Source organism: Rickettsia endosymbiont of Cantharis rufa (genome assembly GCF_964026445.1).
In the GTDB taxonomy this organism is placed as follows: Bacteria; Pseudomonadota; Alphaproteobacteria; order Rickettsiales; family Rickettsiaceae; genus Rickettsia.
In genome coordinates, this window is the sequence record NZ_OZ032150.1 from 760424 (window position 1) to 775834 (window position 15411).

Genomic DNA, 15411 nt, shown 5'->3' on the forward strand with positions numbered 1-15411 from the left:
TATAATCTGAAATAATTATTAATATATAGGAGTTACTAAGTAACACCTATACAATTAATTTATAATTATAGTAATTTCAAGTTTTATTACAATTAATTTAAACTTTAGCCATAGAGTTTAGAATACTTGCCCCTAAGATATAATTTATTTTGTTGTGATTTAATTAGCTTTTTGCAGTTTTTCTTACATAATTAGGTTCAATGCCCATTTCTAAACAAGTAGCATTAAAATTTTCATTATTTGGTCGCACCTCCATTTTACAGATGTGGATATTAAAAGGCTATACGTTCAATAAGAGTTCCGATGACTTTATCATGAATATCCAATGACTTGGAAAAACAAATTGTTTTACGTGTCAGTCTTTTGCATCTTGTTCTAAGATTTAAGTTACCCCGTTCTATCCGTTGAGTATATTTTTTACTAACAATGTGTTTTTTGGGATCTAATAACCTAGCATAACTTCCCCATCCATCTGTAAAGTAAAAAGTAACCTTAAAATCCTCCGGTTTTTTTCAGTAATGATTCTGATGTGCTATCACATCTTGTACCAAAAGTATAAGCAACTACTTTTAACAAAATCTTATCCAAAGAATACCAAAGCCATCTTTGTTTGGATTTATTCTGTACATAAGGCCATTGTTCATCTATTTCAGGAGCAATAATTACTTCTATCGTATTGATAGAATGATTTATCTTTTTTAACGCTAGATTTTTTTAAAACACGGATAACCGTATTGATACCCACTTTTAATACTCTTACTGTATCCCTAACTCCAGAGCCATTGATTGACATATCTACTATCTGAGCCTTGACTCCAGGCTTAGAGGCATTATTAATATATTACAGTTGAAAATATCGATTACACTGCTTGCATTGATATCTCTGTTGTTTTGAAATTGAATATCCCGCCTTTACTACTTTTTCTGTGTCGTTACAATATCTACACTTAACATCTATTCTTGATCTACACTTAACATATATTCTTGCCATAACTCCTTAACTATAATTCTCTCTTATTACTGTTTGAGGATTATAGACTATTCATGCTAAGCTGCAATACGGGGGCGCGACCCATTATTTTCAAAAAGCCACTTTTTAGCGTTATATCCTGCTTTTGTTGCTTCTTTCTTTGTAGAAGTATTAGCTGCATTTATTATTGCCTGCATAGTAATAGCACTGCTAAGAGCAATATCGGGTATAGGATTATAAAGTTTAATATGCTCAAAAGGAGTAGTTAATTTAATGACATATGGTTTAGTCATATAAAACCTCTAATAATTATTTAATAAAGAAGGATTTTTCAATATAGGTGTAACCACTAGGTTTTCTTTTTTAACAAAATCCTTAAAAAGTATAATAATTTTCAATGTTTCAACTAATAGTAACAATTTAAATTAATAGCGATAAGAAGTAAAATTTAGCGGTTTAGATTCTATATATTTTTTAATGAAATAAGATATTTTGCTCTTGCAGAAATGGAAGAATTGTTATATATATTGTTATCTCTTATGTAAAGGGGGTGTAGCTCAGTTGGTTAGAGCGTCTGCCTGTCACGCAGAAGGTCGCGGGTTCGAGTCCCGTCACTCTCGCCAAGCCTTTTCAGGGTTTCGGAGGTTCTCTTCGTTTTCTAAAAAATCCATATACTCCTTTTATTTGCCTTTTGTTTTAATTTTTGTATCAAATCTTTTTTAAATTCCAAATTTTAAATATTATAAGGAACCTAACTTTGCATACTTCTTAAACAACCTCAACTCATTTATTAATACTTCTAATTAAATTTCTATTGCATTCTTAAAACTCTTTATTATGATTCTGTCTATAAGCTAATTTTTAACAAAATATTAAGATTTATAGAATTTAATGAGGATATAGTTATGTTTAGATAGTTTCAAACACCGCAAGAAGTAGCAGCAATAAAGACACCGCATGAGAGATTAATAGAATTTCTAGAGAAAGAAGGTTTAAAGGACCAAGTAAACAACTTAAAAAAAACAATGATCTGTCAACACTTTTCCGGACAGTTGTTTAAGTGCAATTTTGTATCTCTTCATATCTTACTGGTGATAAATAATCGTTAGCAGAATACATTCTGATACGGTTATAAAATACCTCTATATATTCAAATATGGCATATTTTGCTTCCTCCTTAGTTTTAAATTTATATTGATACATTAATTCTGTTTTTATAGTATGAAAGAAACTTTCAGCAACAGCATTATCCAAGCAATTTCCTTTACGACCCATACTCTGTTTGATACCATGTTGTTTTATAATTTTTAAATGACTATCAGAACAATATTGACTACCTCTATCAGTATGCCAAATAAGCCCTTTTGCTGGTTTACGTTGCCATATTGCCATTAATAAAGCATTATTAACCAAATCAGCTCTCATGTTATTACTCATAGACCATCCTATAATTTTTCTAGAAAATAGATCAATAACAGTTGCTAAATATAGCCAGCCTTCACCAGTTGGCACATAGGTTATGTCTCCAACCCAATAACAATTAGCAGCATAAACTGTAAACTCTCTATTTAATAAATTAGGAGCAATTTGCTTATTATGATTAGAGTCAGTAATGGCTTTAAATTTACGTTTAGTTTTACATAGCAAATTAGCTTCTTTTATTAGTCTTGCAATGCGTCTCCTACTAGCAGTTATATCTTGCCGTGATAGTTCCTTTTTAATAGGTCTAGTTCCATAATTACCTCTACCTTCTTTAAAGATAATTTCAATTCTGTTTGTTAATTCATTACCTTCTTTAACCCTATTACATCCAAGATTATTTAACCATTCATAATAACCATTACGTGATACTTTCATAAATTTACACATAGCAGAAATGGAAAAATTACCTCTGTTTTCCTTTATCCATGCGTACCTTATTGGGATTCTTTTGCAAAGTACGCGGCAGCCTTTTTAATAGATCACGTTCTTGTGTTACTCTATCTAGTTCTTCTTCAATCTCCTTAATTCATCATACAGATGTTCTTCATATCTCATTACTTCCTTGAGTTTTGAATGTTTATTAACCCAATTATATAGACTATACTTCGTAATTCCTAGTTCTCTAGCTGCTTGAGCAAAAGGTTGCTTAGACTCAATAGCTAATCTAATCGCTGATTCTTTAAATTCAGCTGGATATATCTTTGGCTCTATATCCGGCATTTTTATCCCTACTGTTAATATCGTCTATTATTAACTTTCTGGAAAACTATAGCCGCATCAGTCTTGTTAAGGTATATGAAACGTGCTGCTATCTCAATAGGGTTATGGGTAACAGCAATTTTACTGACCCCTTTTACTATTTCAAGTGCTACCCCACCTGCAGCGATTCCGACACGAGTAACTCTAGCGCTGTAAAGTGCTGTATCCTCTTTTAGTGTTCTTTTTCCCGCCGGCTTATTGTTTTGCGATTGCTGTTCTTTTTGCGGTTCAAGATTCGGCTGTGTTACGCCTTCCGGTGTGTTTATAGAGGTTTTTGGTGTCCTCTCATTACTATCCGTTGCATTCTTTATTCCTTTTTTAGAAGCATTAATAGATGATTTATTGCTTAAATTTTCTTTACTCATACATATCTCATAAAATTACGTTCTATGTTATTTCACATTCTACGTCATTTTTGCTCTTTTATATCATTCCTGCAAAAGCAGGAATCCAGCATAAAGCGAGATAAATCGAGCTTTTAATTTAAAAAATTTGCTGTATTTATGCTTTTTTTCTAGATTCCTGCTTTAGCAGGAATGACATAAGAACACTCACCTCTTCCCCATCGCATAGCCAGTAATCAAGTTTTTAATAGTCTTAAGATTATTTATTGCTTTAAACCCTATTTGCCTTATACATCTTAAATTTTTTGAATAGTGTGAAAAAATATTATTTAACTCATCAGTCAGCTTATACATAATAAAATTATCCTCCTGCCTTAATTTTTGATATTCTTGTAATGTACCATTATTACTAACAATCATACTCAAAGTCTCTATATCCTTTATGCCCTGATTAAGCCCCTGCCCCGCCAGTGGATGTACTGTGTGAGCAGTATCGGCAATAAGCACCATTTTATTATGAAAATATCTATTTGCCATACGAGCTTTTAACGGGAAGCCACTCATCTCGCTATCAATAGTAATTTTACCTAATGAATTACCGGCATTTCTTTGAGTTAAAAATCTGACTTCTTCTATAGGCAAGTCTAGAATTAAGGATGCTTGGCTAGCGGAAGTTGACCATATTACGGAAGAGCTATTTTGATCATTCAAAGGCAATAAAGCAAGAGGACCAAGTGGCAGGAAATGCTCCATAGCACAATTTCCATGCGGCTTTTCATGCTTAATATTAAATGTAAGAGCGGTTTGATAAGGTTTTTCTATTTCATTAGCAAAATAATGAGACCTCACTTTTGAATTTGCTCCGTCACATATAATTAATAAATTACATTTAATTTGTCCATCATCAAATTTTATAATTGAGTAGTCATTATGACTTATAACTTCTTGATATTGATTATTATCAATTAATGTTATCAACGAATTATTAGTTACTTTCGACAATAATATTTTTTTAAAATCGCTATTCTTAACCACATATCCAAGTACAGTGTCATCGTCGTTTCGTAAATCTAATATCTCTGACGCCTTATTATCTACTACATATACATCTCGCATTTCTGCAACAAACTCTTCCAAATCTTTCCATATATCGATAGAGGATAAGAAGTTTTTAGAATACGGCGTTAAAGCAGTCGTTCTTATATCTTTAAAGAATTTCGGGTTTTTTATCGATTTACTCTCGAATATAGTAGTTTCTATACCCTTTTGTGCAAAAGAAAGCGCAGTTAGCATACCGCTAAGACCGCAGCCTAAAATTGCTAAATTAATCTTTTTTGTTTCTATCTGATTCATGTATAAAATATTTTAAATAACCGTTTGTGGCTATGAAGCTTAAAAGGAAGTAAATAATTGCTATATCCAAATATGAACTATTACCTAAATACAATCCTAAGCAACAAATAAACAAGCTAACAATAGCCGTAAAACTGTTTAGAATTAATAAATTTGTAAAAATATCTGTTTTTTTGATAAATAGGTAAGTTGTTAAGCAAATAAATAATGAAATAATAATTAAAAAGGTATTAAGCATGGTTTTTAAAATTAGTTTTACTGCTTGTTAGGGGCTTTGTTGTATAAGTCCGATGTCATACCGTGGCTTGACCACGGTATCCATAAAAATAACTTAATAATACTAATAATTTTATTATTAGTAACTGAACCCCGTGGTCAAGCCACGGGGTGACAGCGGGAAAGCCGAAGCCTAGCCCTAACAACAACACCCTTATTGTATATAATCATTTATAATCCTACAAACTGCAAATAAAATTAATTAAAATTCCTTAAATAATTTTAATATTATATAATCTTAGCCAATCTGGTCGCGCCCCCCGTATTGCAGCTTAGCATGAATAGTCTATAATCCTCAAACAGTAATAAGAGAGAATTATAGTTAAGGAGTTATGGCAAGAATAGATGTTAAGTGTAGATCAAGAATAGATGTTAAGTGTAGATATTATAACGACACAGAAAAAGTAGTAAAGGCGGGATATTCAATTTCAAAACAACAGAGATATCAATGCAAGCAGTGTAATCGATATTTTTAACTGTAATATATTAATAATGCCTCTAAGCCTGGAGTCAAGGCTCAGATAGTAGATATGTCAATCAATGGCTCTGGAGTTAGGGATACAGTAAGAGTATTAAAAGTGGGTATCAATACGGTTATCCGTGTTTTAAAAAAATCTAGCGTTAAAAAAGATAAATCATTCTATCAATACGATAGAAGTAATTATTGCTCCTGAAATAGATGAACAATGGCCTTATGTACAGAATAAATCCAAACAAAGATGGCTTTGATATTCTTTGGATAAGATTTTGTTAAAAGTAGTTGCTTATACTTTTGGTACAAGATGTGATAGCACATCAGAATCATTACTGAAAAAAACTGGAGGATTTTAAGGTTACTTTTTACTTTACAGATGGATAGGGAAGTTATGCTAGGTTATTAGATCCCAAAAAACACATTGTTAGTAAAAAATATACTCAACGGATAGAACGGGGTAACTTAAATCTTAGAACAAGATGCAAAAGACTGACACGTAAAACAATTTGTTTTTCCAAGTCATTGGATATTCATGATAAAGTCATCGGAACTCTTATTGAACGTATAGCCTTTTAATATCCACATCTGTAAAATGGAGGTGCGACCGCCAATCTTTACATTATAAATAGCTATTGTGACAAAAATGTTATAAAAAATGTTGCTTTCTTTTACATTCGGCATTAACGTATACTTAACATTAATATTTTTAAGGTAAATTGTAATGTCACCAATAGATGTTTTAATAGTAGATGACGAAGAGGATATACGAAATATTATTGCCACAATTTTGAAAGATGAAGGTTTTAACCCTAAGGTTGCCGCTAATAGTACTCAAGCCCTTAGAATACTTTCCGAAAAACCGGTCTCTGCAGTTATACTTGATATTTGGCTTCAAGGAAGCGAGATTGATGGGCTTGGGATTTTAGAGATAATTAAAAAACGTTATCCTTTAATGCCGGTAATAATTATCAGCGGTCACGGTACTATAGAAACAGCGGTAAATGCTATAAAAATGGGGGCTTATGATTATATAGAAAAACCGTTTAATAATGATAAATTGGTTATTTTACTTAAAAGAGCTTGTGAAGTAACAAAGTTAAAGCGTGAGAATATAGATTTAAAATCAAAGGTTATCGATAAAACCGAATTAGTAGGCAAATGTTCGATAACTTTAAAATATCTAATGGAAATAGAGAGGGCAGCGGGTTCCGGCAGTCGTATAATGATTCATGGTAAGGTCGGTAGCGGTAAAGAGCTTGCAGCAAGGTTAATTCATAAAAAATCTAAGAGGGTTAATAATCCTTTCATTATCTTCAGCCCTACCTGTATGACCACAGAAAAAATCAATCAAGAATTATTCGGCGAAGCAGAAAAACAGGAAAATAATACTAAGCGCCCTACTATCTTAGAATTCGCTAATAACGGTACCTTATATATAGATGAAGTCAGTAATATCCCCATTCCTATTCAGATAAAGTTATTAAAATTTCTTAAGGATCAAACCATTACAAAACCTTGCGGAAAAAATATTAAAGTCGATATAAAAATCATCACTGGTACTTCTAAAAATATCCAAGACGAAGTCAATAACGGTAAATTTTTAGAGGATCTATATCATCGTCTTAATGTTTCTTCTCTAGAAGTCCCTTCACTATATGACAGAAAAGAAGATATACCGCTACTCGTAAAATATTTTGTTAAGCAGCTTTCAAAATTTTCAGGTTTAAAGGAACGTACTTTTGCCGATGAAACTATAGCAGCACTTCAATCCTATGAATGGCCAGGCAATATTAGACAATTACGTAATGTTGTTGAATGGACTTTAATTATGAATCCATTAACTACAGGTAATAATGAAATTATCAAACCTTATATGATACCTTCAGAAATATTAGCAAATAGTGCTAATCTTACAAAACTTGAAGATAGCTTTGATATGCTATCTATGCCGCTTAGAGAAGCTAGAGAAGTTTTTGAACGTCAATATTTATCGGCACAAATGAGTCGTTTCAATAATAATATTTCAAAAACATCGTCATTTGTCGGCATGGAAAGATCGGCTTTGCATCGTAAATTAAAACTATTAAGCTTACATGTACCTCCTACAAATAGAATAAATGAAGAGGAGTATGAGGAAGTAAATGCCTAGAGTCATATCAATAATTACTATTTACTTGTTATTAAGCAGTTGTTCCGAATCTACTCGTGATGCGAATGGATTACTTACAGATAGCCAAAGCACGGTAATTCGGAATTATATAATATCGCAAAATTCTAAAAATCTTAAAGTGAATCTTAAGGAGAAATTCGGTTCAAATTTAAAAGGAGTAAAATTAATAGGAGTAAAGCTAATAAATGAAGATTTATCAGGAATAGATTTAACTTCCTGCGAAATATTACGTGCTGATTTTGCAGGTAGTAATTTAGAAAAAGCAATACTTACAAATGCTATAATTCAAGAAAGTAATTTTGCAGATTCAGTAATAAAAAATATTTCCGGATATAATTCTGACTTTCAAGGTTCAATTTTTAACAATATAACATTACAAAATACAAATTTTGTTCAATCAAATTTTAGCGATACTGATTTTAATAAAACTACTATACAAAATGTTAATTTTGAAAACTCTAAATTTAGTCATGTATTATGGAGTAATAATACTATCGAAGGTGTTAATTTTCAAAAAGCTAACTTAAAGAATAATAGCTTTAAAAATACTAATATATCAAATTCAATATTTTATGGTACAGATTTGGAAAAAAGTGTGATAAATAACACCAACTTTACTAATAATTATTTTGAATCTAGCGACCTAAGTCAAACTAAATTAACGGCAGTAATAATTAAGGATTCTAACTTCACACAAAGTATTTTTAATGAAGTAAGCTTTAATAACGTACAAAGTAACAACTCTTTCTTTTCATACGCTTCCTTTCGGGGTTCAACATTACAAAATATTAGCATCACTAAATGTGATTTACAAAACAGTACAATTAATAGTTCAGTTTTAAATCAGTTTAAAATCGATAATTCTATATTAAATAATATGAGTCTAAACGATAATAAATTTAATAATTTATCAATAAGAAATAGTAATGCTAATTTTGTAAGGATTAATAAAACTACAGGTTCAAATATCACTTTAGATAATATTAGCCATATTAATAATATTTTTAGCAATAATGATTTTAAACAATTTATAGTGATTAATACCAATTTAACCAGCAGTGAAATAATAAACTCAAATGTAACTAACGGGCAATTTAATAATGTAAATTTTTCTAAATCATTGATACAAAACGTAAATTTTTCAGATGTTAAAATTAATTTAGGCAATTTAAACCAAGTAGCTCTAATAAATTCTAATCTAACAAATACCGTGGTTATTAATTCGGTCCTTGCTAATTCACAAATAAATAATATTAACTACCAAGCATATTCCGGTTTTATTAATACTAATGTTTCTAATAATATTATTTTAAATAACGATAATTCGAGTAAAATCCCACCGAATAATATAGTAATAAGTTCGGTAAAAGATCTGCAAAGAATAACTAACTTAGCAAATATGAATTTAACAAATCTTGACTTAAGTAATCTAAAGTTTGATAGAGTAGATTTTTCAAATAGTATCTTTAAGAATGCTAACTTAACAAATACGATAATTAAGAACTCTTCTTTACAAAAGGTAGATTTTTCTGCAACAACAATTTCTAAAACAGATTTTTCAAACTCAATATTAACAGATAGCATATTTAAATCAGCTAAAATTAATCAGGCTAACTTTAGTAACTCTGACCTAACAAATGTTGATTTTAGTGATGCGACAATTAAGGATACTTCATTTGATAAGGCTAAGACAGATGGCATGAGAGGAGTGTGGTAGTTTTTTTAAACATCATTGCAAGGAAAAACTGTAAGTTTTGTACGTACACAATCTCATGAGATTGCCACGTTTCAAGCAAATGTGGCGCTGTTGCATGGCTCAAAAAACCGGCTCTATATGTCATTCCCGCGTAGGTGGGAATCCAGAAAAAAGTATAAATACAGCAAATTTTGAAATTAAAAGCTCGATTTATCTCGCTTTATACTGGATTCCCACCTACGCGGGAATGACATAAAACGAACCATACTAACAACACCGCAAATGCTCGCAATGACGACTTGGGTATCCACACGAACAATATCCCGCAGGAACGACATAGGATTTACCTTTGGTTGCTCTTTGAAAATTTTCCTTTATTAGTAGGAGTATTAGACGGTACAAATGAATTATTATTTATAAAAGCAGCAGGGCTCTGCTTCTTCATTTTATTAATAATTTGTTGTTGTTTAAGATTATTTATCTTTTGTTTTTCAGTTGTCCTTATAGATTTAGTAATTTTAGCAGTTTCTACAAATATTTCCTGAGGAGTTTGTAGCTGTTCAATTTGCTCATAATGTTTTTTAAGAAATTCTTCTTTTATCTTTGGTTTTACTCCTTTCGAATCAACATATGTTTTATATAACTTCTTTAATTGCGTTTTAGATTCTTTCATTTGTGTTTTAGAGGATTTTTGGGGAAGTGATTTAATCGAATTAACAAGACTACTACCTATTTCTTTTATAATATTAACTGCAGGAGAAGCTATTTTCATTATTCCTTCAAAAATTTTATTTAATCCGCTAGCAATAACATCTAATACTTTAGGCTCATATTCTTTAGATATAGGGAGTGTATCCCTAATAATATCACTAGCTTCAGTTAGATTATTAGCTAAATGAAGTAATGCTTTTTTCTCCTCTAACTCAGTAGCTCGATTAGCATATAAACTAGCTATATCTGCCTGAACATCTATAGTATCGGTAATTATTGATTTAGTATCATTAAAGGAAGGATCTATAGATGTCTTTTTCTGCGTTACAGGACTATCTTCTCTTAATTTATCTAGTCTATCACGTATTGCTTGGTCTTTTTGATCATTGAGGTTTTTACTTTTTTGTTCTAGTTTAAGCTCAGATTGCATCCGCTCAATTAAATCGTCTACTTCATTACCGGATTTTTTTGTGGGGGCATAAGGTCTGTCTTGAAGCTTAGCGAACCTTTCTTCTAATTCTTCAAGTGCTGGAGGAGTGCCTTTAAGCTTTGCTAGTTTTTCTTCTAATTCTTTTATTATTCGATCGTCTTGCTCTTTCTTAGACATATATACCTCTGTAATAATTCTCAATTATTAATAACAAAAATATTTACAAAAATAAAGTATTTTTTAATATGATGATAGATACAGAGATATAAATATTAAGAATGATTACAATTAATATGAGTCGCGCCCCCGTATTGCAGCTTAGCATGAATAGTCTATAATCCTCAAACAGTAATAAGAGAGAATTATAGTTAAGGAGTTATGACAAGAATAGATGTTAAGTGTAGATCAAGAATAGATGTTAAGTGTAGATATTATAACGACACAGAAAAAGTAGTAAAGGCGGGATATTCAATTTCAAAACAACAGAGATATCAATGCAAGCAGTGTAATCGATATTTTCAACTGTAATATATTAATAATGCCTCTAAGCCTGGAGTCAAGACTCAGATAGTAGATATGTCAATCAATGGCTCTGGAGTTAGGGATACAGTAAGAGTATTAAAAGTGGGTATCAATACGGTTATCCGTGTTTTAAAAAAATCTAGCGTTAAAAAAGATAAATCATTCTATCAATACGATAGAAGTAATTATTGCTCCTGAAATAGATGAACAATGGCCTTATGTACAGAATAAATCCAAACAAAGATGGCTTTGGTATTCTTTGGATAAGATTTTGTTAAAAGTAGTTGCTTATACTTTTGGTACAAGATGTGATAGCACATCAGGGTTGCACCTCCATTTTACAGATGTGGATATTAAAAGGCTATACGTTCAATAAGAGTTCCAATGACTTTATCATGAATATCCAATGACTTGGAAAAACAAATTGTTTTACGTGTCAGTCTTTTGCATCTTGTTCTAAGATTTAAGTTACCCCGTTCTATCCGTTGAGTATATTTTTTACTAACAATGTGTTTTTTGGGATCTAATAACCTAGCATAACTTCCCCATCCATCTGTAAAGTAAAAAGTAACCTTAAAATCCTCCGGTTTTTTTCAGTAATGATTCTGATGTGCTATCACATCTTGTACCAAAAGTATAAGCAACTACTTTTAACAAAATCTTATCCAAAGAATATCAAAGCCATCTTTGTTTGGATTTATTCTGTACATAAGGCCATTGTTCATCTATTTCAGGAGCAATAATTACTTCTATCGTATTGATAGAATGATTTATCTTTTTTAACGCTAGATTTTTTTTAAAACACGGATAACCGTATTGATACCCACTTTTAATACTCTTACTGTATCCCTAACTCCAGAGCCATTGATTGACATATCTACTATCTGAGTCTTGACTCCAGGCTTAGAGGCATTATTAATATATTACAGTTAAAAATATCGATTACACTGCTTGCATTGATATCTCTGTTGTTTTGAAATTGAATATCCCGCCTTTACTACTTTTTCTGTGTCGTTATAATATCTACACTTAACATCTATTCTTGATCTACACTTAACATCTATTCTTGCCATAACTCCTTAACTATAATTCTCTCTTATTACTGTTTGAGGATTATAGACTATTCATGCTAAGCTGCAATACGGGGGCACGGCCAGATTGGGCAGTGGGAAAGCTAAGAAGCTTGGATTTATTAAATAGAAAGAGTCTTGTAGAGTCCAAGCTAGGACAATTACCAAAGACAAGACAATGTGAATTATTAGGGGTTAACCGTTCTTCAGCATATTATAAAGTACAAGAGGTTAGTAGCTATAATATAAGTATATTAAATAGAATAGATGAGATATATACAGATAATCCAGAATTTGGATATCGTTATATATATCATCAATTATTAGAAGATGGGTATAAGATAGATCGAGATCGAGTACTAAAATATATGAGATTAGTTGGTATTGAAGCGATATATCCTCATAAAAAGAAACTCACTACCATCAAAGATGGTGAGCATAAAATATACAGCTATCTACTTGATAAATTCTGGATTAAAACAGATAAGACTAAGAAAGTAGTTGTTCCTACTGCCAATGAGGTTTGGAGCGGAGATATTACATATATTCGCACTAAAGGCGGCTTTATGTATCTAACAGCCATTATAGATTGGCATAGCAAAGCCATATTAAGCTATAAACTGTCGAATAGTATGGATGGACTATTAGTTACTGATGTATTGAAGGAGGCATTAAGTAAGTATCAAGCTCCGCAGATTTTGAATAGTGATCAGGGTAGTCAATATACTAGCAATGATCATATAAGTATTCTTAAAAGTCATGATATACAGATATCAATGAACGGTAAGGGCAGAAATATTGATAATATTGTTATTGAGCGTTTCTTTAGGACACTGAAATATAATTGTATATTTATTAATGATTATCAAAATATAGGAGAACTTAAAGAGGGTATCAATGATTATATCAGTAAATATAATTATCAGAGATTTCATTCAAGTATTGGGTATAAAAAACCCATGAATGTATATCTCGATAGTATACAACATCATACACAAATAGCAGCTTAATTTTGAACAAAATTACCAAGTACATTGTTCATATATTTTGTCTTGATTTTTCAGGTCATTATAGGTTAAAAATCCTTAACTATATTCCTCAAATATCTGATATTTAAGGAGTATACTCTCATCTAAGGAAACATTAATAGAATTTTTAGAATAGTTTATCCGACATCATTTTAGCGGCTTTTATGCCTGCTTCTTTTGAGGTTTTTGTATTTGTAGTTTCAGTATGGAAAGTTATTTTACTGCCGTCGAGGTTACCAAGCATAAAATCGATTTTTACATTATCCGCATCTAAATATTTAGAGTAAGCAGCGATCGGGGTGCGGCAATTTGCGTCTAGATATTCTAAAAAAGCTCTTTCAGGTTTTATTAGTTCAAAGGTAGGAATATGATTAATTTGGTTGCATATTTCAAGCATGGCATTATTATCTTGTCGTATTTCAATTGCAATGACTCCCTGCCCTATACACGGCAACATCCGTGAATACTCTATCAAATGACAATACTCCGGATTAAACGCCCCTAACCTTTTCAGCCCAGCATATGCTAAAATTGTTGCATCAACTTCATTGTTCACTAGCTTTTTTATTCTTGAATCAACATTTCCTCTAAAAACCACTATCTTTAAATCGGGTCTTATTTTTTGGATGAATGCTTTTCTTCGTACTGCCGAGCTACCTATTATGGCATTTTGCGGCAACTCTTCTATAGATCTATATTTTAGACAAACAAACACGTCTCTGGGATCTTCACGTTCTAAAACAGCCGCTATTACTAACTCTTCAGGTATTCTACCCGATACATCTTTTAAAGAATGAACCGCTAAGTCAATTTTTTTATCAAGCAAGGCTTGCTCTATTTCCTTTAAAAATAAAGCTTTACCGCCTATATCGTATAATGGTTTATTTTGGATTAAATCGCCGCTAGTAATAATTGGCACTATTTCACAGTTAATATTAGGAAAGTATTGTCTGATTTGCCCTATTACTAAATTAGTTTGAATTAAAGCAAGCGGACTTTTTCTTGTACCTATTCTGATAGAATTTGTCATTTGCTTTCTATTATTTTAAAAGGGCTAGTAAAACTTAAAATATTCCTGCTTATAATTACTTCATGATTCATAATAACCGGATGGTTTACCTCTCCATGCCCTATTCTTACGGCTTTATAAGTTTCTATATTTGGGATATGCTTTAAACAAATACTTTCTATAGCTTGTTCTACAACCTCACCCCCCTTGGTAAAATCACCGAAAATTATTGCTTCTATATCGTTGAATATGTCTGCGCTTTTTAAATGAACTAAATTACAATGTACTGCATAACCTTTTTCATTAACATCTTCAAGCAGTAGAATTTTCTTATTATACTGAGGTATTTTATTGTCATCCCCGTGAAAACGGGGATCCAATATTATTTTTTCTGGATTCTCGCTTTCGCGGGAATGACATAAAGAAGTATGGGGATGAGATAAAGAAGTATAGGAATGGGAATGAATTCGTAAACTAGTACTAACCAATTTAGTTAAAACCGTTAAATTGCCGCCTGTTATTTTACCGGTTATATTTTCCTCACTAATTTTATTTATAGGTGTAAATTGTATTTTGCCCTTTTCTCCTTTAAGAACATTTATTATAGGCATAATGGTCTGATTAGTAGGCGTTAGTAATGAGGTTAGTACTGAACCGTGAATAGTTGGGATATTATAATGGTTATTTAGTAATAAATGTAAAGCGGTAATATCGCTATAGCCTATCAGAATTTTATCTCCTTTCTTGTTTAAGTTAAAACAATCTTCTACAAACTCACCACAACCATATCCGCCACGAAAAACCCAAATTATTTTAACCTGTTCATTTTCCAAGGCTTCTTTAAACATTCTCAGCCTTTCCTCTTTAGGAGCAGCGAAAAAAGGTAATTCATCCCTTGAGAAAATCTTATCATCTACTAAAGTTTTAAAACCATGCAAAGCTAGCATTTTAATAGCTTCCTTTAATTTACCCCGGGCATCCGGGCAACCTGACGCCGGGGCTATAATTGATACAAGATCTTGTTGTTTATTAAAAATAATTTTTTTCATAACATATGTTATATTGTCAATTTGTAGACCTTGTTGAGTGAACTGATTTTTCCGTCATTGCGAGAAG

General features: G+C 31.4%; 19 protein-coding genes, 1 tRNA gene and 4 pseudogenes. 11 read left to right on the plus strand and 13 right to left on the minus strand.

The window, feature by feature from the left end:
* Window positions 1–200: 200 nt before the first annotated feature.
* The gene (locus AAGD46_RS04325) at window positions 201–329 is read left to right on the plus strand and encodes a hypothetical protein (protein ID WP_341787964.1); all 129 of its coding nucleotides are present in this window, start codon (window positions 201–203) and stop codon (window positions 327–329) included.
* Here AAGD46_RS04325 and AAGD46_RS04330 read toward each other — a convergent pair.
* Both AAGD46_RS04330 and AAGD46_RS04335 read right to left on the minus strand, forming a co-directional pair.
* Window positions 273–991 (minus strand): annotated as a pseudogene (locus tag AAGD46_RS04330) (IS1 family transposase). The gene AAGD46_RS04325 and the pseudogene AAGD46_RS04330 sit on opposite strands and share 57 nt — an antisense overlap.
* A gap of 83 nt (window positions 992–1074) precedes the next feature.
* Window positions 1075–1263, minus strand: a pseudogene (locus AAGD46_RS04335) (hypothetical protein); the annotation flags it as partial.
* 253 nt (window positions 1264–1516) lie between these two features.
* On the opposite strand from AAGD46_RS04335, the gene AAGD46_RS04340 reads away from it, so the two are divergent.
* Window positions 1517–1593: transfer RNA gene (locus tag AAGD46_RS04340), tRNA-Asp, on the plus strand.
* A gap of 433 nt (window positions 1594–2026) precedes the next feature.
* Here AAGD46_RS04340 and AAGD46_RS04345 read toward each other — a convergent pair.
* From AAGD46_RS04345 to AAGD46_RS04365, 5 genes are all read right to left on the minus strand, one after another.
* A complete protein-coding gene (locus AAGD46_RS04345; RefSeq protein WP_341787897.1) occupies window positions 2027–2896 on the minus strand; it encodes an IS3 family transposase in 870 nt (289 codons plus the stop codon).
* A gap of 57 nt (window positions 2897–2953) precedes the next feature.
* On the minus strand, window positions 2954–3172 hold the full coding sequence (locus AAGD46_RS04350) for a transposase (RefSeq protein WP_341786680.1): 219 nt from the start codon (window positions 3170–3172) through the stop codon (window positions 2954–2956).
* A 14-nt stretch (window positions 3173–3186) separates the two neighbouring features.
* The gene (locus tag AAGD46_RS04355) at window positions 3187–3576 is read right to left on the minus strand and encodes a hypothetical protein (RefSeq protein WP_341786681.1); all 390 of its coding nucleotides are present in this window, start codon (window positions 3574–3576) and stop codon (window positions 3187–3189) included.
* A gap of 186 nt (window positions 3577–3762) precedes the next feature.
* A complete protein-coding gene (gene ubiH / locus AAGD46_RS04360; RefSeq protein ID WP_341786682.1) occupies window positions 3763–4908 on the minus strand; it encodes a 2-octaprenyl-6-methoxyphenyl hydroxylase in 1146 nt (381 codons plus the stop codon).
* Window positions 4880–5146: a monovalent cation/H+ antiporter complex subunit F gene (locus AAGD46_RS04365; protein WP_341786683.1), complete on the minus strand. Its 267-nt coding sequence runs from the start codon at window positions 5144–5146 to the stop codon at window positions 4880–4882. The genes ubiH and AAGD46_RS04365 overlap by 29 nt, the downstream gene beginning before the upstream one ends.
* Window positions 5147–5714: 568 nt before the next feature.
* Between AAGD46_RS04365 and AAGD46_RS09045 the strand changes: the two genes are divergently transcribed.
* The 3 genes from AAGD46_RS09045 (at window position 5715) to AAGD46_RS09055 (ending at window position 6235) form a co-directional block, all read left to right on the plus strand.
* Window positions 5715–5858, plus strand: coding sequence for an IS1-like element transposase (locus AAGD46_RS09045; RefSeq protein ID WP_341786690.1), 144 nt, complete (start codon window positions 5715–5717; stop codon window positions 5856–5858).
* Window position 5859: 1 nt separating this feature from the next.
* On the plus strand, window positions 5860–5913 hold the full coding sequence (locus tag AAGD46_RS09050; protein ID WP_410525954.1) for a hypothetical protein: 54 nt from the start codon (window positions 5860–5862) through the stop codon (window positions 5911–5913).
* Window positions 5914–6079: 166 nt separating this feature from the next.
* Window positions 6080–6235 carry an IS1 family transposase gene (locus tag AAGD46_RS09055; protein ID WP_410525951.1) on the plus strand — a complete coding sequence of 52 codons (156 nt, stop codon included), beginning with the start codon at window positions 6080–6082 and terminating at the stop codon, window positions 6233–6235.
* Here AAGD46_RS09055 and AAGD46_RS04375 read toward each other — a convergent pair.
* Complete coding sequence (locus AAGD46_RS04375) at window positions 6179–6340, minus strand: hypothetical protein (protein ID WP_341786684.1); 162 nt, start codon at window positions 6338–6340, stop codon at window positions 6179–6181. The genes AAGD46_RS09055 and AAGD46_RS04375 overlap by 57 nt on opposite strands.
* A 40-nt stretch (window positions 6341–6380) precedes the next feature.
* Between AAGD46_RS04375 and AAGD46_RS04380 the strand changes: the two genes are divergently transcribed.
* Together AAGD46_RS04380 and AAGD46_RS04385 are read left to right on the plus strand one after the other, a co-directional pair.
* Window positions 6381–7808 (plus strand): sigma-54 dependent transcriptional regulator, encoded by a 1428-nt coding sequence (locus tag AAGD46_RS04380; RefSeq protein WP_341786686.1) that lies wholly within the window; start codon window positions 6381–6383, stop codon window positions 7806–7808.
* Window positions 7801–9546, plus strand: coding sequence for a pentapeptide repeat-containing protein (locus AAGD46_RS04385; protein WP_341786688.1), 1746 nt, complete (start codon window positions 7801–7803; stop codon window positions 9544–9546). The genes AAGD46_RS04380 and AAGD46_RS04385 overlap by 8 nt, the downstream gene beginning before the upstream one ends.
* Before the next feature lie 322 nt (window positions 9547–9868).
* Here the strand turns inward: AAGD46_RS04385 and AAGD46_RS04390 are convergent, their stop codons facing one another.
* Window positions 9869–10843, minus strand: a complete 975-nt coding sequence (locus AAGD46_RS04390) for a hypothetical protein (protein WP_341786689.1) — start codon at window positions 10841–10843, stop codon at window positions 9869–9871.
* A gap of 399 nt (window positions 10844–11242) precedes the next feature.
* Here AAGD46_RS04390 and AAGD46_RS04395 point away from each other — a divergent pair, with 399 nt between their 5' ends.
* From AAGD46_RS04395 to AAGD46_RS04400, 3 genes and pseudogenes are all read left to right on the plus strand, one after another.
* Window positions 11243–11386 (plus strand): IS1-like element transposase, encoded by a 144-nt coding sequence (locus tag AAGD46_RS04395; protein WP_341786690.1) that lies wholly within the window; start codon window positions 11243–11245, stop codon window positions 11384–11386.
* Window position 11387: 1 nt separating this feature from the next.
* Window positions 11388–11459 (plus strand): annotated as a pseudogene (locus tag AAGD46_RS09060) (IS1 family transposase); the annotation flags it as partial.
* Between the two features lie 13 nt (window positions 11460–11472).
* Window positions 11473–11598 (plus strand): hypothetical protein, encoded by a 126-nt coding sequence (locus tag AAGD46_RS04400; protein ID WP_341787965.1) that lies wholly within the window; start codon window positions 11473–11475, stop codon window positions 11596–11598.
* On the opposite strand, the pseudogene AAGD46_RS09065 reads toward AAGD46_RS04400, so the two are convergent.
* Both AAGD46_RS09065 and AAGD46_RS09070 read right to left on the minus strand, forming a co-directional pair.
* A pseudogene (locus AAGD46_RS09065) lies at window positions 11542–11706 on the minus strand (IS1 family transposase); the annotation flags it as partial. The gene AAGD46_RS04400 and the pseudogene AAGD46_RS09065 sit on opposite strands and share 57 nt — an antisense overlap.
* Before the next feature lie 267 nt (window positions 11707–11973).
* Window positions 11974–12063: an IS1-like element transposase gene (locus tag AAGD46_RS09070; protein WP_341786649.1), complete on the minus strand. Its 90-nt coding sequence runs from the start codon at window positions 12061–12063 to the stop codon at window positions 11974–11976.
* A 251-nt stretch (window positions 12064–12314) separates the two neighbouring features.
* On the opposite strand from AAGD46_RS09070, the gene AAGD46_RS04410 reads away from it, so the two are divergent.
* Window positions 12315–13268 carry an IS3 family transposase gene (locus tag AAGD46_RS04410; RefSeq protein WP_341786692.1) on the plus strand — a complete coding sequence of 318 codons (954 nt, stop codon included), beginning with the start codon at window positions 12315–12317 and terminating at the stop codon, window positions 13266–13268.
* A 145-nt stretch (window positions 13269–13413) separates the two neighbouring features.
* Here AAGD46_RS04410 and hemC read toward each other — a convergent pair whose 3' ends face one another.
* Together hemC and AAGD46_RS04420 are read right to left on the minus strand one after the other, a co-directional pair.
* Window positions 13414–14316 (minus strand): hydroxymethylbilane synthase, encoded by a 903-nt coding sequence (gene hemC, locus AAGD46_RS04415; RefSeq protein ID WP_341786693.1) that lies wholly within the window; start codon window positions 14314–14316, stop codon window positions 13414–13416.
* Window positions 14313–15344, minus strand: coding sequence for an LD-carboxypeptidase (locus AAGD46_RS04420; protein ID WP_341786694.1), 1032 nt, complete (start codon window positions 15342–15344; stop codon window positions 14313–14315). Before AAGD46_RS04420 ends, hemC begins: the two co-directional genes overlap by 4 nt.
* Window positions 15345–15411: the final 67 nt, after the last annotated feature.